Genomic DNA, 18,534 nt, shown 5'->3' on the forward strand with positions numbered 1-18,534 from the left:
CATACTTGTTATTTCGATACTTTTCTTACGTAACGTTCGTAATCCTTTTACAACTGGTTTAATCCCACGTTTCCGTTTTCTTGATGTCGTCTAGTGTTCGTTGGATGCTTTCAGTCAAGATAGTGACATGCCCCATTTTACGACCCTTTTTCGGCATGGCTTTACCATAATAATGAAAGTGCCAGTCTGGCCATAGATCGATCAATTCATAGGTTTTCAAGAGATTCTCGCCTAAGACATTGACCATTACAGCGTTTGATAATAATTTTGGTTCGCTTAAAGGCCACCCACAGATCCCGCGAATATGCGCATCAAATTGGCTCATGGTACAGGCTTCAATCGTGTAGTGTCCTGAATTGTGTGGACGAGGGGCGATTTCATTTACATACAACGCGCCTGCTTTGGTCAAGAAAAACTCCACACAAAGCGTTCCTACAAGATCTACCCCACGAGCGATTACTTTCGCGATTCGGCTCGCCTCTTTTGCAACGGCTGCATCGATCCCAGCCGGTGCGATCGTTTCATGGAGAACATTGTTTCGATGGACATTTTCAACTACTGGAAATGTGACGTAATCGCCAATATTATTTCCTGCTACCTGGACAGACAATTCTTTTTCAAAAGGGATCCATGCTTCCAAGACGCAGGTTCCTTGACGCAAAAGGTTCATTGAAGGAGCCAAATCGGCCGTACTTTTTAAGACATATTGTCCATGGCCGTCATATCCGCCGCGCGTCGTTTTTAGGACACAAGGATAACCGATTCCTTCAATAGCATCTTGAATATCCGTTGGACTAATAATTGTTGCATACGGTGCGATAACGATATTGTTGTTTTCCAAGAAGGATTTTTCCATTAAACGATCTTGGCTGATCGCTAACAAATCTGTCCCTTGAGGAATGTTTGCGTAATGTTGAATATGGTTGATCGTATCCACATCCACATTCTCAAATTCATACGTAATTACTTGTGATCTGCGGGCCATTTCTTCCAATGCCATCTGATCATCATAATCGGCCACAATGTGCCAATCGGATACTTGCGCAGCCGGACAATCCTCCGTCGGATCGATCACTCCTGTGCGAAAGCCCATTTCCTTTGCGCTGATAGCCATCATTCGGCCTAATTGTCCTCCGCCTACGATACCAATCGTAGAGCCTGGTTTTAACGATTTAACCAAGTTGCTCACTACTTTCCAATACAGTTTCTGTCATTTGCTGACGTTTTTTTTCTAAACGATCAGCTACTTTTTTATCATACATTGAAAGCATCTGAGCCGCAAGTAGTCCTGCGTTTGTTGCACCAGCTTTTCCGATCGCTGTGGTAGCCACGGGGACGCCTCCAGGCATTTGAACGATAGACAATAAGGAATCCAATCCGTTCAACGCCTTCGATTGAACCGGCACACCGATCACTGGCAAGGTTGTTTTTGCAGCGACCATTCCTGGCAAATGAGCGGCGCCCCCTGCTCCAGCAATAATCACCTTGATGCCGCGTTCTCGTGCCTTTTCCGCAAAGTCGAACATTAAGTCGGGTGTGCGATGCGCTGAAACAACACGCTTCTCATAAGAGATCTCCAATTCATCTAAGCTGTCACACGCGTGCTTCATTGTTTCCCAATCTGAGGTACTCCCCATAATAACTGCAATTTCCGGCTTCATAAATTGCTCCCTTCTAGTCACTAACTACCTGCTCCGAGCTGTTTACTTCACTTCCTGTCATTCACTTTTCCTGACAGATCAAAATAAGAGACTCGATAAGCAATTGTTCTTTTATTATTCACGTTTATTCTAGCAAGTCCAATGTATGAAGTCAAAAGACAATTCGAATATTAATAGAGTTTTTTAATATATTGTTCGTGTTTTTATCGGATAAAAGAAAACACAGCCGAAGCTGTGTTTTATTCAGTCGTTTTTCTCTCTTTTGTAGCCATGAAAGAGCAAATTCAAAACAATGGCAGATACGCTGCTCATCACGATGCCGTTCCCAGTAAACATTTGAACTGTTTCAGGGAGTTTTGAAAACAACATTGGCATAGCGTTGAAGCCTAAGCCGAATCCAATGGAGATGGCGATGATCAAGAGATTTTTTTCATCATTATAATTGACCTTCGATAGCATTTTCATTCCTTGAACAGCTACCATACCGAACATGACCAGCATGCCCCCGCCTAAAACAGGCTCAGGGATGATTTGAGCTAATGCCCCGACTTTCGGGAAAAGTCCCAAGATAATTAAAAAGATGGCGGAGAAATAAATGGGACGTCGTGTTTTGATGCCAGACAATTGAACCAATCCCACATTTTGTGAAAAGCCTGTATACGGGAAGGTATTGAATAACCCACCTAAAATGACAGCCAATCCTTCAGCACGATAGCCGCGTTTCAAATCGTCTTCTTTTACTTCTTTCCCGACGATATCTCCTAATGCAAAGTACACCCCAGTTGATTCAACCATGCTTACGATTGAAATAATAATCATTAATAAAATAGAAAATGGCTCAAATTTGGGTGTGCCAAAATAAAAAGGTTGAGGAACATGGAACATCGGCGCATGTCCGATAGCGGTCAGGTCCACTTGACCTAACAGCGCAGCTAAAACACTGCCTCCGACTAATCCCACCAATACAGCGATCGAACGGATAAATCCGCGACCAAAGACTTGCACGGCTAAAATCAATAGGATCGTTACAAATGCCAAAATCAAGTTTGTTGGATCACCAAAACTTTTCGCCGCAGCATCGCCGCCGCCCATTTTAGTGATTGCTACGGGAATCAATGTTAGCCCGATCGTCGTAATGACCGTACCCGTCACGATTGGCGGAAATAATTTTTCTACCTTTGAAAAGAAACCGGAAATTAGAACAACGAATACCCCTGCGGCGATGATCGATCCGTATACCGTTCCTACTCCATGTGTTTGACCAATCAGGATCAACGGCGCAACTGCTTGAATCGCACATCCTAAAACAACTGGCAAGCCGATCCCAAAAAACTTGTTGACTGTTAATTGTAAGAGCGTTGCTACGCCACACATAAAAATATCGATCGAAATCAAATACGTCATTTGAGCTTCATTGAATCCCAAACCTGTTCCGATCAAAAGGGGTACTGCGACCGCGCCAGCATACATGGCTAAAAGATGCTGCAAACCTAAAACTGCTGATTTTCCATTTCCTGTTTCACTTGTCACTCTATGCGTCCTCCTCGATAAACGTTACTTTACCGTCATGTAAGGAAGCGATTCTCGCTAAGGAAACAACTGGGATGCCCATGTCTTCAATCAGCTGACGGCCGTCTTGGAAGGATTTTTCAATCAAAATACCAATTCCGGCAACAGTTGCTCCAGCTTGTTGACACAGTTCAATCAATCCTTTAGCGGCTTGTCCGTTGGCTAAAAAATCATCGACTAATAAGACATTGTCCTCTGCAGAAAGGAATTTACGAGAAATCGAAATCGTGCTGGTTACTTGTTTTGTAAATGAATAAACCGAAGCTGTCAGCAGCTCTTCATCCATCGTCAAGCTTTTCGATTTGCGAGCAAAGATCATTGGCACCTTTAATGCTTGAGCGGCGTATACAGCAGGTGCGATCCCTGAAGCTTCGATCGTCACTACTTTAGTGATGTTTTTCTCTTCAAACACTTCTGCTAAACGTTTGCCCATGGCATCCATCAATTCAGGGTCAACTTGGTGTGTCACAAACTCATCCACTTTCAATACGCCCTCACCTAAAACGCGGCCATTTTCCTTGATGCGATCTGTCAATTCTCTCATTATTATTTCTCCTTTTCTTGTCGTTTTTTGATTAATACAAAAAACGCACCTCATCTGCAAAGCAAAAAAGGTACGTAACCGTACGATTTTTACTTATAGTCTTGCGTTTACGGCACAAGGTAGAAACTGTCATCCATATTATGACGATATATAAGTTCACTTCTAATGAAAATTTTCACTGAAGTTTATGAAATATGAAAATATTATAGCAGATTGAAACGATCTGTAAACTGGAATTGCTTTAAATGAGAAGATTGATAGTTGAATTCCATGACTGTCTCACTTTAAAAAAAGTGTTTTCCTATTCTTTGATGGAAGAAAGACGTGTGAAACAAGGAATCGATTCAAAATAATTGGCATTCATTCCTCAATTTGAGATGATTAGATCACTATCAGAAAGAGACAAGGAGGCTTTTCCATTGATTGATTTCTTTTCCATTTCAAATAAAGGCATACAAGAAAGTACCACCGAAAAAAATTGGTTATCTGTCTCCAATCCTACAGACGAAGAAAGAAACCGTTTGCGGAAGGACTATAACCTGCCTGGAAACTTTTTCTCATTGGGTGAAAAGTATTCCAATGTGTCCTTTTTCAAGAAATTCCAGACAGAAAATGATACCCCTCTCTGCTTGATGCTGTTTGTTAATATTGAGTCTATCGACGAACCAGAATCCCTCTCTTCGACCGTTACCGTGTTCCTCACTTCGGATGTCTTGATCACCGTGAGTGAACAATCGCTGATGGATGAAGTATTGCAGTCCTATCAATCGGAAATCTTTACTAAGGCTGGGCTGATCCTTCACTTGCTGCAAACCATCAACCAGCACTATCTGACATTTTTGAAGGAACAACGAAAAACCATCGAAGAAATCAGCCAAGGGACCTCCAACGGCTCCAATAAAAACATTCTCGAATTAACGACGCATACTGAGAAAAATCTTGTCTATATCGACAACCTCTTAAAAGAGCAGCGGAAAACCATTAACCAGCTACTAGATTCACGTCTTGTCTCTTCCGATAGAGATTTAGCGATCGAAATCGAATTGCAGACAAAGCAAGCAACCACTTCTGTGCAAATCTATCGCGAAATGCTGAGTTCGATCAGCGGCTTGATCGACAGCATGATGGACAACCGACTAAACCAATTAATGAAGTTTTTAAATACGGCTTCTTTGCTTCTCGCACTGCCCACACTTATCTTCAGTCTATGGGGGATCAATACAGGCGGACTCCTATGGCATGATTCTGAAATAGGCTCAATCATGGTCGTCCTTTTAGCATTGATCGTCTCCATTGTCAGCGGCGTTTACTTGTTCAAAAAAGATTACGATGCTTGACTGATCCCTAGGTTATAAAATCAAATAAAAAGCCGATCGGCATTTTACTATTCAAAAACATAGTAAATCGTCGATCGGCTTTACATTTGTAAAGTATTTCGCTAAAAAACTTTACACTTAAATTTTAATGGTTTCTTCTATTTCAATTCGTTCGCTACTGAGAAGTGTCCAATAACGTCTGTAATACGGTTCAAGTCTACATTCCCGCCGGATACGACAGCAACCACTTTTTTGCCGTTTACATACTTGTCTACTTTTCCAGAAAGAATCGCTGCCGTTGCTAAAGCGCCCGCGCCCTCAACGACAATTTTTGTACGTTGGATCAAGTCTTTCATCGCTACTTCGATTTCTTGTTCAGATACAGTAACCATATCATCCACTAACTCTTCAACAACTTCAAACGTCAAGTTTCCTGGAAATTCTACTGCACAGCCGTCAGCGATCGTTGCGGCTTTTTTATAGCCAACTTTTTTCCCTGCTCGGAATGAAGCAGTCATCCCATGGATATTGTCTGCTTGGACCCCAATGATATTGATGTTTGGATTGAATGTTTTCATTGCTACTGCAATACCAGAGATCAAGCCGCCACCGCCGACAGGTACGATAACAGTGTCCACATCCCAAATTGAATCCAAAATTTCAAGACCAATAGTTCCTTGACCAGCCATGACATATTCATCATCGTAAGGAGGAATGTAGGTTACGCCAGTTTCTTCAACGATTTTTTCGCAATAAGCTTTCGCATCGTCGAAACCAGAGCCGTGAAGGATCACTTTTGAGCCGTAGCCTTCTGTTGCTTCCACTTTCGCTTTCGGTGCAGTTTCCGGCATAACGATCGTGCTTTCGATTCCTAATAATTTAGATGTCAATGCTACGCCTTGTGCATGGTTCCCAGCCGAAACGGCGATAACGCCTTTGTCTTTTTCCGCTTGTGTCAAATGGGCGATTTTGTTAAACGCCCCGCGGAATTTGAAGGACCCTGTTAATTGCATGTTCTCTAATTTCATGAATACTTGTCCGCCAGTGTTTGCAGTCAAGAACATTGATTGAATCAACGGTGTGACACGTCCATATTGTTTTACGACATTTTTTGCTTCATGAATATCTTCGATAGATACAGGCAGCTTTGTCATTGTGTCCGTCATTATAAAACATCTCCTATTTCAGTAAAAGGTACGTCAATTGAATCTGCTAACGCTTTGGAAACAACTTTTCCATTATAAACACTTAATCCTGATACTAATGATTCATCTGATTTCAATGCTTCTTCTAAGCCTTTCACACTAACATCTTTAAGGAAAGAAATATTTCCTTTCGCTAATGCGATCGTTGCTGTTCTTGGTGTAGCACCTGGCATATTTGGAACTGCATAATGGATGACTCCGTGTTTCGTGAATACTGGATCTGCATGGTTCGTTGGTTTGTCGATCGTTTCAACTGTACCACCTTGGTCGATCGCGATATCCACGATCACAGAACCTGGTTTCATCGATTCAACCATATATTCTTTAACTAATTTTGGTGGTTTTGCTCCTGGAATCAAGACTGTTGAGATAAATACATCTGCTTCTTTGATTTTTTCTTCCAAGTTTTCAGTATTTGAAACAAGTACATCTACATTATGATCTTTGTAGCGCTCTTGCAATTGTTTGATGCGGTTTTCGTTGACTTCAAGAATGATGACGTGACAGCCAATCCCAACGGCCATATCTGCTGAGTTTTCTGCAGCGTTCCCGCCACCTAAGATCACAACAGTTCCTGCTTCAACACCTTCGATACCAGGAAGCAAGATGCCTTCTCCGCCGTGTTGTTTTTCTAAATAATATTGACCCAAGTTTACTGCACGTCGTCCAGCGATCGCACTCATTGGTTTCAATAATTCTAATACACCGTTGATTGAGATGTTTTCACCAGATAAAGCGGTCACGCCAACTTCCATCATTTTCTCAACACAGGCTTTATTTGCAGCTAAATGCAAGAAGCCCCATATGATTTGACCTTTTTTGAAATAGTGATATTCACTTTCCATTGGTTCTTTTACTTTTACGATTAAATCCGCTGTCCACGCTGTATCTGTGTCTACGATCTTTCCGCCAGCTTCAACATATTGTTCATTAGTAAAACCTGAACCAGCACCCGCATGGTCATCGACCAATACTTCGTTGCCTGCTTCTACTAATATTTTTACATTTTCAGGTGTCATACCTACACGAGCTTCACCTTGTTTTGGATCTTTGATTACGCCGATTTTCACAGTAAATCACTCCTACAAAATTATTATTGAAGTTCTTTAACTTCAGAACATGTTTAATATATCACAATGCTTTTTTTAAACAACAAACACGACTCAAGTGTTATTGATATCTCATTTTTTCAATAACCCCGTTCATTTTACCGACTATTTTTTTCTTATAACACTGTTAAATAAGCATTCTTAAATAAGAATACTTTCATTTTGTATTTTTTTATTCTCTTTAAAAAGTTCTTTTAATAAAAAAACGTGCAATCGCTTGCACTTTATTGTGTGATTTTTCTCATTTGTTGAATCATTTGAATCGTGCATTTGAATGAAAAAAAAGGCTGAGGAATTATTCCTCAGCCGTTGTTTGACAATCTGGACACAAACCATAAACTTCTAAACGATGCTTATTGATTTGATAACCTGTCAATTTACTTGATGCCATTTCTACATCTTCTAATCCAGGATAGAAAAAGTCAACAATCTTTCCACATTCTGTACAAATTGCATGATAATGCTGCTTGTTCGTGAAATCAAAACGACTTGCTGCATCCCCGTAATTCATTTCCTGAACGATGCCGATCTCTACGAACTTTCTCAAGTTGTTGTACACTGTAGCCACACTCATATTTGGGAAGCGGCTTTCTAGCGAACGGAAAATCTCATCAGCTGTCGGATGATTACGGTACTGGATTAAATACTCCAAAATGGCATAACGTTGTGGCGTAATACGAACTCCGCCGGTCTTTAACTCTCTGACCGCCTGATCTACTGCCTCATTTACCATATAAGCCCCTCCTGTTTGGATTATCTATTAAAATGATACTATTATCTGAGGGGAAATACTAGTTGGATTCAAAAATTAATGACTTTCATAAACATATTGGTTTTATTCAAACAACTCGGTAGACAAGTAACGTTCGCCATTATCTGGCAACAGAACCAATACCTTCTGATTACGATCCATCTTCTTCGCTACTTCGATCGCTGCAAACAATGCTGCGCCTGAAGAAATCCCTACAAGAATCCCTTCTTTTTTGGCGATCTCTCGTGCCGTTTCCATACTATCGCTAGCTTTAACCGGCAACACGTCATCATAAATGTCAGTATTTAAAATTTTCGGAACAAATCCTGCACCGATTCCTTGAATCTTGTGGGGACCTGGTGCGCCGCCTTCTAAAACTGGAGATTCTTCAGGTTCGACCGCGTAAATTTTGATGTTTGAATACATACGTTTTAGTTCATTACCGACACCTGTAATTGTTCCGCCGGTGCCCACACCAGCCACAAAAGCATCCAATCCATTTTTTTCAAATGCATTGGCGATTTCTCTCGCTGTCGTTTGTTCGTGCACTTTTGGGTTCGCAGGATTGTCGAATTGAGCTGGCACAAACCAACCATTTTCCTCTGCTAATTGCGACGCTTTTGCGATTGCGCCCTTCATTCCTTCTGGACCAGGTGTTAAGACAAGATCAGCACCATAAGCCTTCATCAATTTGCGACGCTCAATACTCATGGTTTCGGGCATAACAAGTGTAACAGGATAGCCCTTAGCTGCACCTACCATCGCCAACCCGATGCCTGTGTTTCCAGACGTAGGCTCGATAATCGTCATACCTGGTGTTAATTTTCCTGATTTTTCTGCGTCTTCGATCATTCTCAGAGCAATACGATCTTTCACACTTCCGCCAGGATTAAATGATTCCAGTTTAACATAAACCTGCGCCATATCATCCGTCGTCATATTTCTGAGTTTTACGATAGGCGTCTCACCGATGGTATCCAAAATTGAATTATAAATTTTTGTCATTTTTTCCTCGCTCCATTCCTTACCTTATGTAAGTTTATACTAACGAATAATGGGCAAAGAAGCGAGAATTTCGCCTTTAAAAATTGTGAATCCCTTCGATTTTTTCGCTTTTCAGAAAGAAAGAAGAGCTATTCTGAATCTTAACAGAAAATATACTGATTTTTATGACAAAATTGATGCAAGAAAAAGATGGAGCAAGCTGCTCCATCTCTAATTGATTAAATGACGATCGTGTCACCAGGCATAATCGTTGAATCAGAACTCCAACCATTATCTGCTAATAACTGATCTACACTGATATTAAATTTCTCTGCGATCCCCCAGATCGAATCTCCAGATTGTACCGTGTAGGATTGACCACTTGCTTGCGATGTGCTGGCAGTTTCTGCTGATTGAGCCGTATTTTGAGTCGCTGCCGATTGTGCTTGATCGGTCGTTTGGACTGCTGTCCCGGCTCCTGGTGTGTCAAAGCGAGTCAGGTTGTACGTCTGAATCAAAGAAATTAATTTCCCTGCATAACCTGGATCTGTCGCATATCGACCCGTTAAGTAGACAGCGGCATCTTGATAGCTGTTCGTGTGGCTTTTCCACGCTCCAGCGTAATACGAACTCGCTAAAAGACTGGCATGTGCTTGGAAAGACTCCGCATAACTGCTATATACGGCAAAAGGTTCATTCATTGTGACCCATTGGCCGTTTAAATATTCCTTCGTGCTCATGGTAACAGAAGGGCCGCCGCTATATTCCTTAACGCCAAACAAATTGTAATACGGCGCAGAAGACAATTGAGAAGAGCCAAAGCCTGTTTCGACTAATGCCTGTGCTACCATGATCGACGCATAGAGATCACTGGATGCAGACACTTGCATCGCAGAAGCGCCGAGCTGCTCGATGAATGCTGATTGGTTTTGTACTTGACCCATCTCAGCAGCATTTGCTTTCACGGTATTCATCGTTAAAACAGCGGGAGAAAGAATCATGGCTGTTCCTAATAACGGCACTGTTTTTTTGGCAGTCTTTATCCGTTTTTCCTTTTGCTGCGTTCTTATATAATTATACTTTTCGGTACGTGTTTTATATTGATTCATTATATACCTCCAGGAAACTTTTGCAGAGCTCCTCATTTTTGGTTACTTTAAAAGTATAATGCAATCACAATTAACAAACAATTTAAACACCATAAATTCACTAATTTGTCATTACTTCGTAACATCCGTAATGAAATAGTTGTTATATTTCTGTTTGAATACACTTGCTTTTTTTATAACTGTCTAGTTATAAAAAAAAAGAACGAATCATCAAGATATCATTTCTCGATGATTCGCTCCTGTTGTTCTTTTAATCGTCGTTTGTATAACGCTTAGTCGTTTATTGGTTCATTTTGAAAGACTAGTTGGTCATCGAATAATTCGATGGAGACCTTTGTTTTCGGCATGACACGCCCCGCAATTATTTCTTTTGCTAAAGGTGTCTCTACTTCACGCGTTATAAACCGTTTTAAAGGACGCGCTCCGTATTGCGGTTCATACGCTTTTTCAGCAATCCAGCTTTTCGCATCTTCCGTAATAGCCAATTGAATGTCTTGTTCCTCCAATCGCTGAGACAAATGCTGAACGATTTTCTCAACGATCCCTTTTACGTCCTCTAAGCTCAATGGTGTAAAGAGAATCGTATCATCAATCCGATTCAAGAATTCTGGTTTGAAATGTCCGCGTAATAGACTTAGTACTTGCTCTTTCGTCGCTTCTGGAATTTCTCCATCTGCCGTCACACCCTCTAACAATACCTGTGACCCGATGTTGCTGGTCATGATCAAAACAGTATTCTTAAAGTCCACTAAACGTCCTTTAGAATCTGTCAAACGACCATCGTCTAAGACTTGAAGCAAAATGTTGAATACATCTGGATGGGCCTTTTCGATTTCATCTAATAGGATAATCGTGTACGGGTTGCGACGAACCGCTTCTGTCAATTGGCCGCCTTCCTCGTAACCGACATAGCCTGGAGGCGCTCCTACTAAACGAGACACCGAATGCTTTTCCATGTACTCACTCATATCGATTCGTACCATATGATCCTCTGAATCGAATAAGTTTTCTGCCAACGCTTTTGCCAGCTCTGTTTTTCCGACCCCTGTTGGTCCTAAAAATAGGAACGAGCCTAGGGGGCGATTAGGATCTTGCAAGCCTGCACGTGAACGTAAGACTGCATCACTTACTGCGTCCACTGCTTCTTCCTGTCCGATGACACGCTTATGGAGCGTACTATTCAAGCTTAGAAGTTTTTCTCTCTCGCCTTCGACTAATTTTGTCACAGGAATACCAGTCAAACGTCCGACGACTTGCGCGATTTCGTTTTCGGTCACCGCTTCCTGAACCATTCTGATGTCATTCTTTTGATTTTTTTCTTCCAGATCGGCCAGTTCTTTTTCTAAATTAGGAATGGTGCCGTGACGGAGTACTGCTGCACGTTCGAGATCGTAATTGTTTTCAGCATCTTCTAATTCATGCTTGGCTTGATCGATTTCAGCCCGTTTATTCGAAACAACATTTACTTCCTCTTTCTCCGTTTCCCATTGCAACTTCATGGCATTGGTCTCTTCACGGAGATCTGCCAACTCTTCTTGCAAGCTAGCCAAACGTTTCTTACTTGCATCGTCGCTTTCTTTTTTCAAAGCAGCTTCTTCGATTTCAAGTTGCATCAGCCGGCGCGTCACCTGATCCAATTCCGTTGGCATCGAGTTCATTTCAACACGAATACTTGCGCTTGCCTCATCCACTAAGTCGATTGCTTTATCCGGTAAAAATCGATCCGTAATATACCGATCAGACAAAGTAGCGGCTGCCACCAGTGCATTGTCATGGATGTTCACACCGTGATGGATCTCAAAGCGTTCCTTCAACCCACGCAAAATACTGATCGTATCTTCAACAGTAGGTTCCTTAACAAGAACTTTTTGGAAACGACGCTCCAACGCTTTATCCTTTTCCATATATTGACGGTATTCATCCAATGTTGTAGCGCCGATCAAATGAAGTTCACCGCGAGCCAGCATAGGCTTCAATATGTTTCCAGCATCCATACTGCCTTCTGTTTTTCCAGCGCCGACGATCGTATGAATCTCATCGATGAACAATAAAATTCGCCCATCTGATTTTTTAACTTCCTTCAATACAGCTTTCAGACGTTCTTCAAACTCTCCCCGGAATTTCGCTCCAGCGATCAAGGAACCCATATCTAAAGAAAAGACCGTCTTATCTTTCAGATTCTCTGGTACATCCTTTCTTACGATTCGTTGGGCAAGACCTTCAACGATTGCCGTTTTACCGACACCTGGCTCGCCGATCAAGACAGGATTGTTCTTAGTTTTACGTGAGAGGATCCGAATCACATCTCGTATTTCTTCGTCTCGGCCAATGATAGGGTCTTGTTTTCCATTTTTTACTTGCTGGACTAGATCCACACCGTATTTTTTTAACGCTTTGTAGGTTTCTTCTTGATTTTGTGAGGTCACTCGATCTCCTCCTCGTATGTCTTCAATGTTTTTTCGTACTTCTTTTTCATTTAATCCCTGCGCAATCAAATATTTCGTCAAGGAATAATTTTTCAATTGCATCAATGCTAATATGACAATTTCCGTTGATAGAAAATCATCTTGAAAGTTCTCGCGTAGTTTGTCTGCCTCATTCAGCAGGTTAAATAAATTTTGACTAAGGTTTTGCCCATATTGGACATTACCACCACTAACCGTTGGGTAGTCATCTAATGCCTTGTCTACTTCTTGCTCGAATCGATCAACGTCGATTCCCGCATCCGTATAAAAGTTGCGCCCAAAGTGATTGGGTTGCAAAAATATTTTCCATAGATGCGCAATGTCGATTTCTTGATGTTTTCTTGTTACAGCAATTTGTTGCGCTTCCGCAATTGCTTCTTGTAAAGTTGTCGTCATTTTTTCGATATTCATAGTCATACCTCCGACAGATTTATTCATTTACATCTACTAGTATATCCTTTTGGTCAGTAAAGGTCAAACGATATACTCATCAAAATCAACGTTTATTATTATGAAGAAAAACAAAAAAATGCTACAATTTTCTCATTATCAGAAAGAGAGTGATTCAATGATTTCTCGTGTCATCGGGTTCGAAAAAGGGTTCCCCCTTTCGAACGGAAACCATTTTGAAACATACGAAGTAATGCTTCCTAAATTAAATAGATTTGACCTTGTCGTAAAGAATCTGGCGGTCTCCATCAATCCAGTAGATACAAAGCTCAGACAAACTGGAAAAGGCACGCCACAGCCTCACGTGTTAGGTTTTGATAGCGTTGGCATTGTGACTCAGGTCGGCAGCGAAGTTTCCGCTATCGAGATTGGTGATCGCGTGGTATTCGCAGGCACAACAAAACGATTCGGCAGCTACAGCGAAAGCCAGGTGGTCGATTCAAGAATCGTTGCGAAATTACCAAACGGCTTTTCAACGGACGAAGCTGCCGCGATGCCTTTGACCTTTTTGACGGCGTACGAACTGCTTTTCGAAAAAATGAAGTTGGTCCCCGAAGAAAACCAAAACAACGGTGCCATTCTCATCATCAATGGCGCGGGTGGTGTTGGCTCAATGGCGACCCAATTAGCGAAATGGGCTGGATTGACAGTGATCACTACTGCCTCACGTAAAGAGAGTAAAGAGTGGTCCGAAAAAATGGGGGCTGATCATGTTATCGACCATCATAAGGATTTAACAAAGCAATTAAAAAAAATCAACTACAATTCTTTGCCTTATATCATGATTCTTCATTCTACAGACCGTTATTTTGATGAGATGAGTGACCTGCTTGAACCCTTCGGACACTTAGGCTCCATCGTAGAATCCAGTAAGGATCTGAATATTGCTAAGTTAAAAAATAAATCCGGCAGCTTTGATTGGGAGTACATGTTCGCTAAGACAGATTACGACTACAACATTGCTTCTCAAGGTGAAATTTTAGCATTGATGATTCACCTGCTTCAAGAGAAAAAAATCAAAAGCACGTTGACCAAAATTATCCCAGGATTCTCACCAGATGTTTTTTATCAAGCGCATCAATTTGTTGAAGAAAACAATATGATCGGCAAACTTGTCGTACATTACTAAAAAAGAAGTGAACGAATTCAATCGTTCACTTCTTTTTTTGCTTCTTTTATTTCATGATTAATTTCTTTTTGCTTATTAAACAGTACATAAACCATTCCGATCAGAAATGGCAGCAAATAGGTGGCATACCGGTACAGCAACAATGAAGATACAGCATCTACTCTGCCTACGACATTTCTGAATAATAACACATAGACAAATTCAATGCCTCCGATCCCTCCCGGAGCGGGTAAGATCCCCCCGAGTATCACCGTAAAGCTGATCAGCGCCACAGTTAACCAAATATCAATATCCGGATAATCCTGAACTAGAATAAAGTAAGGCAGAAAATACCATGCTGCCAACTTTGCCATGTTTGAGAAAAAAACACGAATCACTGCTTTTCGATCACGAATAAATGTTTGGATCGCGCCTCTTAACGAATAGACCTGATTGTTCACCTTATCAACAATGTCGCGAAGCTTTTGCCGTTTAAATATGCGATTACAAATCAGCACCAATACGACTTGCGCGTTGATATTCAAGCTTAAAAGTAACAAAATAGCCATAATCAGTAACGTGACCAGCATACCCGCTAATACCCAAAAGATGCCGTTTGCAATAACATCTTGAATCGCATCGCTTTTAACGATCAAAAAGAAGACGCCCCACACGATCAATGCCATTTTATAAGTGATCATGCGTAAGGCACTGCTCCCTGTGCCTTCTGAATATTTCAAGTCTTTTTTGTGGTAATAAATTACCTCCGCGACGATCGAACCTGTACCAAACGTAATGACACGATAAAACGTCGAATAGGCGGGAGCAAAGAACCCATCACGGATGGTAAAGTCTGGATTGAATTCTCCAGCAATGTTTTTGATTGTGTAGCCTTCAATGATCTGACTGACGATCCCTAGACCTGTTACACCGATAAGTACCGGCAAGGATGTCTTTCCAAGTTCAGTAAAAATATCGCTTAAGGAATCACGGATCACAAAAATGATAATGCCGATCATCACAACAAACAATAGGATATTTAAAATCAATTTACGATTGATTGGTACGTTCATTTTTTAGCCTCATTTTTATCTTTATTGTTCTACCCTAACACATGCACGTAACCAAAAAAAGAAAAAGCCTCGAGTTTCCTCAAAGCTTTTCTCTGAAAAAAATTATTTTGCGTTATTCTCAATAATCTTCACAATCACATCGACCGCTTTTTCCATTGTTTGTAATGAAACAAATTCATAGCGCCCGTGCATGTTTTCTGCTCCGGCAAAGATGTTTGGTGTAGGAATTCCTAGGAAAGAAATCTTCGAACCGTCTGTTCCTCCGCGGATAGGTTCAATGACAGGTTTTACATCTACTTCCTCCATCGCCTGCTTTGCTAGATCAATGATGCTCATGTCTTTCTTGATGATTTCACCCATATTGTAGTATTGATCGTACATGTTGATTTCCACACGTTCTTGATCAAATTGGCTGTTCATTTTTGATTGGATGTCCGTAATCATTTGTTTGCGTTCTTCAAATTTATCATGGTCGTGGTCGCGAATGATGTAGGTCATTTTCGCTTCTTCCACATTACCATCTAATGCTAATAGATGGAAGAACCCTTCACGTCCATCTGTTTTTTCAGGACGATCACTCTCTGGTAATTGATTATGGAAATCAATCGCCATTTGCAACGCGTTGATCATGGTATTTTTCGCTGTTCCTGGGTGCACGTTTTTGCCGTGCATCGTGATCTCTGCTTGAGCCGCACTAAAGGTTTCATATTGCAATTCGCCAATTGGCCCGCCATCCATCGTGTAAGCAAAGTCCGTATTGAATTGTTTTACATCAAATTTATCCGCACCGATACCGATTTCTTCATCCGGACCAAAACCAACACGAACTTCACCGTGTTTGATCTCAGGATGAGCGATCAAATATTCCATTGCTGTCATAATTTCAGCGATCCCAGATTTGTCGTCAGAGCCAAGCAACGTCGATCCGTCCGTTGTGATCAAGGTTTGATCCTTGTAATTTTTTAAATTAGGAAAATCTTTTACGTTCAATGTATATTTGCCTTCAGCATCAAGTTTGATCGTTGATTCGCCATCATACTTCTCAATGATTTGAGGATTGACGCCTTCTGCATTAAAGTCAGCGGTATCCATGTGAGAAATAAAGCCGATCGTCCGCGCTTCTTTGTCAAGATTGCTTGGCAAAGTAGCAATCACATAGCCGTTATTTTCATTATAAGCAACATCCTTCATGCCGATTTCTTCTAATTCTTTCATCAGCTCTTTGGCAAATGCTACCTGTGTTTGTGTTGAGGGTGTTGTGGTGCTTGTCGCATCAGAACGAGTTTCTGTCTTCACATAGTCTAAAAAACGTGGTAATAAATTTTCGTACATCTTACTCTCTCCTTTAATGCTTATTTATTTAAATGAAAAAGGATTCGTGGACGTCTCAGACACGAAGAAATCGACTGTCCATTCTTCTTCATTTTTCCATTGTTCAAATAGAGCCACCATCTTTTCTTTGCACAATGACTCAATATAATGGCCCGGATCAATCACCAGCATCCCTGTTTCCTGCATATCATGCGCGGTATGGTAATAGACATCTCCAGTAATGTAAACATCCGCTTTCGCAGCCAAAGCATCGCGATAAAATTTTTCACCGCTTCCGCCACAAATAGCCACTCGCTTGATTGTTTTCTTCTCCGTATGAGGATAAACGACCCGTAATCCGTCCAATTGAAATGTTTCTTTTACCTTCTCAATGAAATCTTCCGTCGGTAGTGCTTCTTTCAACTCACCAATTCGGCCGATCCCAAATTTCTCGGTGAGATTATCTAACGAGTAGATATCATAAGCCGGTTCTTCGTAGGGGTGCGCAGCGAGCATTGCTTGTTCAACCGCTGCTTGTCTCGTTTCAGGAAAAATAACTTCGATTTTACTTTCCTGAACCTGTTCCGGCACGTTTTTCGATCCAATTGCCGGGTTCGCTTCCTCCGTTGGTGTAAAACGACCTGTCCCATTTACTGTAAACGAGGTTGCTTGATAATTCCCTTGTTCCCCCGCACCAGCTTCAGCTAATGCTCGACGCATTTCTTTTGCGTTTTCTTGCGGAACATAAACAGCCATTTTTTTCATGGAGATCGTGTGCGTTTGGACCAAATGACTCGTATTGAAAACATCCAAGGCTTCGCAAAACCAATCATTCAATCCATTAGAAACAATATCCATATTGGTATGTGCCGCATAGACTGCGATGTCATGCTTAAGTAAATCTGCATACATCTTCGTTTGCACCTCATCCGTCGTCAAGCGAGAAACTGGACGAAATATCGGAGGGTGCTTCACGATCAACAGATCAATTTTTTTAGCGATTGCCTCTTCAACAACATTTGGACGAACATCCAGACTCATCATAATACGATCGACTTCTTTATCTAAGGTGCCGATATGCAAGCCAACAGGATCGCCATCTTCAGCTAACCACTCAGGACAATACTCGTTGAATCGTTGAATAAATTTATTTCCCTGCATGTGCAAGTACCTCCTTGATCCATTCGATTTCTTGTGCGACTTCACGGATTTTCTCGGCTACATCTTGATCACTTTGATGTAAGCTGTTCAAAATTCTCTCACTCTTAGATAATTTATATTGCCATTTTTCTAGAAATACTTCATTTTCTTCTCTCAACAAAATCGGCCCAAAGAACAACTCTTTTTCCGTGTACTCTGGAATGGTTTCTTTCTTTTCTGCGACGATTATCTCATAGACCTTCTGATTTTCCTCGAGGATCGACTCGTCAGTAATCGTATATTTCTCATCTACTAACCATTTTCGTAATTGACGTTCACCAACATTTGGCTGCAAGATCAGTCGTTCTTCTCCAGATAAACGATTTTTTTCTTTTCCCCGTTGTAAAATATCGCGGATCAATACACCGCCCATACCGCAGATAGTAATAGCTGAAACATGGTCTTCCAGTTTTACGGCTTCCAGTCCATCTGCAAGTCGGACATCAATTTTATTTTCTAATCCGTTTTTTGCTACTTGCTTCTGAGCGGATTTATAGGGACCTACAACCACTTCCCCGGCAATACCATAAGAAATTTTATTTTGAAGCATCAGCGCCACTGGAAGGTAGGCATGGTCCGAGCCGATATCGGCTAATCGGGCATTTTGCGGAACAAATTCCGCCGCTTTTTGTAAACGAAGGGATAAATCTTTCGCGTTCATTTTTTCACATCCTAAAAA

At 41.3% G+C, this 18,534-nt stretch carries 16 protein-coding genes and 1 riboswitch; of the genes, 2 read left to right on the forward strand and 14 right to left on the reverse strand.

Features of this window, described 5'->3' with window-relative positions; all coding sequences use genetic code 11:
* Positions 1-58: 58 nt before the first annotated feature.
* The 4 genes from purK to I592_RS08200 all read right to left on the reverse strand — a co-directional run bounded on the left by purK (position 59) and on the right by I592_RS08200 (position 3,774).
* Positions 59-1,180 carry a 5-(carboxyamino)imidazole ribonucleotide synthase gene (gene purK / locus I592_RS08185; RefSeq protein ID WP_174293644.1) on the reverse strand — a complete coding sequence of 374 codons (1,122 nt, stop codon included), beginning with the start codon at positions 1,178-1,180 and terminating at the stop codon, positions 59-61.
* Complete coding sequence (purE, locus tag I592_RS08190) at positions 1,173-1,661, reverse strand: 5-(carboxyamino)imidazole ribonucleotide mutase (protein WP_010780672.1); 489 nt, start codon at positions 1,659-1,661, stop codon at positions 1,173-1,175. Before purE ends, purK begins: the two co-directional genes overlap by 8 nt.
* 243 nt (positions 1,662-1,904) lie before the next feature.
* On the reverse strand, positions 1,905-3,191 hold the full coding sequence (locus I592_RS08195) for a nucleobase:cation symporter-2 family protein (RefSeq protein WP_010780671.1): 1,287 nt from the start codon (positions 3,189-3,191) through the stop codon (positions 1,905-1,907).
* Position 3,192: 1 nt separating this feature from the next.
* Positions 3,193-3,774, reverse strand: a complete 582-nt coding sequence (locus tag I592_RS08200; RefSeq protein WP_010780670.1) for a xanthine phosphoribosyltransferase — start codon at positions 3,772-3,774, stop codon at positions 3,193-3,195.
* A 76-nt stretch (positions 3,775-3,850) separates the two neighbouring features.
* Positions 3,851-3,948, reverse strand: a riboswitch (purine riboswitch).
* A 203-nt stretch (positions 3,949-4,151) separates the two neighbouring features.
* On the opposite strand from I592_RS08200, the gene I592_RS08205 reads away from it, so the two are divergent.
* Positions 4,152-5,111 (forward strand): magnesium transporter CorA family protein, encoded by a 960-nt coding sequence (locus I592_RS08205; protein ID WP_044926512.1) that lies wholly within the window; start codon positions 4,152-4,154, stop codon positions 5,109-5,111.
* A gap of 137 nt (positions 5,112-5,248) precedes the next feature.
* Here I592_RS08205 and tdcB read toward each other — a convergent pair whose 3' ends face one another.
* The 6 genes from tdcB to clpB form a co-directional block, all read right to left on the reverse strand.
* Positions 5,249-6,256 carry a bifunctional threonine ammonia-lyase/L-serine ammonia-lyase TdcB gene (gene tdcB, locus I592_RS08210; RefSeq protein ID WP_010780668.1) on the reverse strand — a complete coding sequence of 336 codons (1,008 nt, stop codon included), beginning with the start codon at positions 6,254-6,256 and terminating at the stop codon, positions 5,249-5,251.
* Positions 6,256-7,365 (reverse strand): alanine dehydrogenase, encoded by a 1,110-nt coding sequence (gene ald / locus I592_RS08215; RefSeq protein WP_010780667.1) that lies wholly within the window; start codon positions 7,363-7,365, stop codon positions 6,256-6,258. Before ald ends, tdcB begins: the two co-directional genes overlap by 1 nt.
* A gap of 334 nt (positions 7,366-7,699) precedes the next feature.
* On the reverse strand, positions 7,700-8,137 hold the full coding sequence (locus I592_RS08220; RefSeq protein WP_010780666.1) for a Fur family transcriptional regulator: 438 nt from the start codon (positions 8,135-8,137) through the stop codon (positions 7,700-7,702).
* 102 nt (positions 8,138-8,239) lie between these two features.
* Entirely contained in the window at positions 8,240-9,160 is a 921-nt protein-coding gene (gene cysK / locus I592_RS08225) for a cysteine synthase A (RefSeq protein WP_010780665.1), read from the reverse strand.
* Positions 9,161-9,378: 218 nt separating this feature from the next.
* Positions 9,379-10,248 (reverse strand): glucosaminidase domain-containing protein, encoded by an 870-nt coding sequence (locus I592_RS08230; protein WP_010780664.1) that lies wholly within the window; start codon positions 10,246-10,248, stop codon positions 9,379-9,381.
* A gap of 272 nt (positions 10,249-10,520) precedes the next feature.
* On the reverse strand, positions 10,521-13,124 hold the full coding sequence (gene clpB / locus I592_RS08235; RefSeq protein WP_010780663.1) for an ATP-dependent chaperone ClpB: 2,604 nt from the start codon (positions 13,122-13,124) through the stop codon (positions 10,521-10,523).
* A gap of 157 nt (positions 13,125-13,281) precedes the next feature.
* On the opposite strand from clpB, the gene I592_RS08240 reads away from it, so the two are divergent.
* Positions 13,282-14,292, forward strand: coding sequence for a zinc-binding alcohol dehydrogenase family protein (locus I592_RS08240; RefSeq protein ID WP_010780662.1), 1,011 nt, complete (start codon positions 13,282-13,284; stop codon positions 14,290-14,292).
* 17 nt (positions 14,293-14,309) lie between these two features.
* Here the strand turns inward: I592_RS08240 and I592_RS08245 are convergent, their stop codons facing one another.
* The 4 genes from I592_RS08245 to I592_RS08260 form a co-directional block, all read right to left on the reverse strand.
* Positions 14,310-15,344 (reverse strand): lysylphosphatidylglycerol synthase transmembrane domain-containing protein, encoded by a 1,035-nt coding sequence (locus tag I592_RS08245; RefSeq protein ID WP_010780661.1) that lies wholly within the window; start codon positions 15,342-15,344, stop codon positions 14,310-14,312.
* A gap of 102 nt (positions 15,345-15,446) precedes the next feature.
* The gene (gene pepT, locus I592_RS08250; protein ID WP_010780660.1) at positions 15,447-16,676 is read right to left on the reverse strand and encodes a peptidase T; all 1,230 of its coding nucleotides are present in this window, start codon (positions 16,674-16,676) and stop codon (positions 15,447-15,449) included.
* A 24-nt stretch (positions 16,677-16,700) separates the two neighbouring features.
* Positions 16,701-17,822 carry a Nif3-like dinuclear metal center hexameric protein gene (locus I592_RS08255; RefSeq protein WP_044926161.1) on the reverse strand — a complete coding sequence of 374 codons (1,122 nt, stop codon included), beginning with the start codon at positions 17,820-17,822 and terminating at the stop codon, positions 16,701-16,703.
* Positions 17,803-18,516, reverse strand: a complete 714-nt coding sequence (locus tag I592_RS08260) for a tRNA (adenine(22)-N(1))-methyltransferase (protein ID WP_010780658.1) — start codon at positions 18,514-18,516, stop codon at positions 17,803-17,805. Before I592_RS08260 ends, I592_RS08255 begins: the two co-directional genes overlap by 20 nt.
* Positions 18,517-18,534: the final 18 nt, after the last annotated feature.

Origin of the sequence: Enterococcus gilvus ATCC BAA-350 (assembly GCF_000407545.1) — a bacterium.
GTDB classification, from domain to species: Bacteria; Bacillota; Bacilli; order Lactobacillales; family Enterococcaceae; genus Enterococcus_A; species Enterococcus_A gilvus.

Coding starts and splice junctions, on each gene's coding strand:
- I592_RS08260 (WP_010780658.1), bottom strand. CDS start 18,516: ATGAACGCGAAAGATTTATCCCTTCGTTTACAAAAAGCGGCGGAATTT.
- I592_RS08245 (WP_010780661.1), bottom strand. CDS start 15,344: ATGAACGTACCAATCAATCGTAAATTGATTTTAAATATCCTATTGTTT.
- tdcB (WP_010780668.1), bottom strand. CDS start 6,256: ATGACGGACACAATGACAAAGCTGCCTGTATCTATCGAAGATATTCAT.
- I592_RS08230 (WP_010780664.1), bottom strand. CDS start 10,248: ATGAATCAATATAAAACACGTACCGAAAAGTATAATTATATAAGAACG.
- I592_RS08240 (WP_010780662.1), top strand. CDS start 13,282: ATGATTTCTCGTGTCATCGGGTTCGAAAAAGGGTTCCCCCTTTCGAAC.
- cysK (WP_010780665.1), bottom strand. CDS start 9,160: ATGACAAAAATTTATAATTCAATTTTGGATACCATCGGTGAGACGCCT.
- I592_RS08220 (WP_010780666.1), bottom strand. CDS start 8,137: ATGGTAAATGAGGCAGTAGATCAGGCGGTCAGAGAGTTAAAGACCGGC.
- I592_RS08205 (WP_044926512.1), top strand. CDS start 4,152: ATGATTAGATCACTATCAGAAAGAGACAAGGAGGCTTTTCCATTGATT.
- clpB (WP_010780663.1), bottom strand. CDS start 13,124: ATGAATATCGAAAAAATGACGACAACTTTACAAGAAGCAATTGCGGAA.
- pepT (WP_010780660.1), bottom strand. CDS start 16,676: ATGTACGAAAATTTATTACCACGTTTTTTAGACTATGTGAAGACAGAA.
- I592_RS08200 (WP_010780670.1), bottom strand. CDS start 3,774: ATGAGAGAATTGACAGATCGCATCAAGGAAAATGGCCGCGTTTTAGGT.
- purE (WP_010780672.1), bottom strand. CDS start 1,661: ATGAAGCCGGAAATTGCAGTTATTATGGGGAGTACCTCAGATTGGGAA.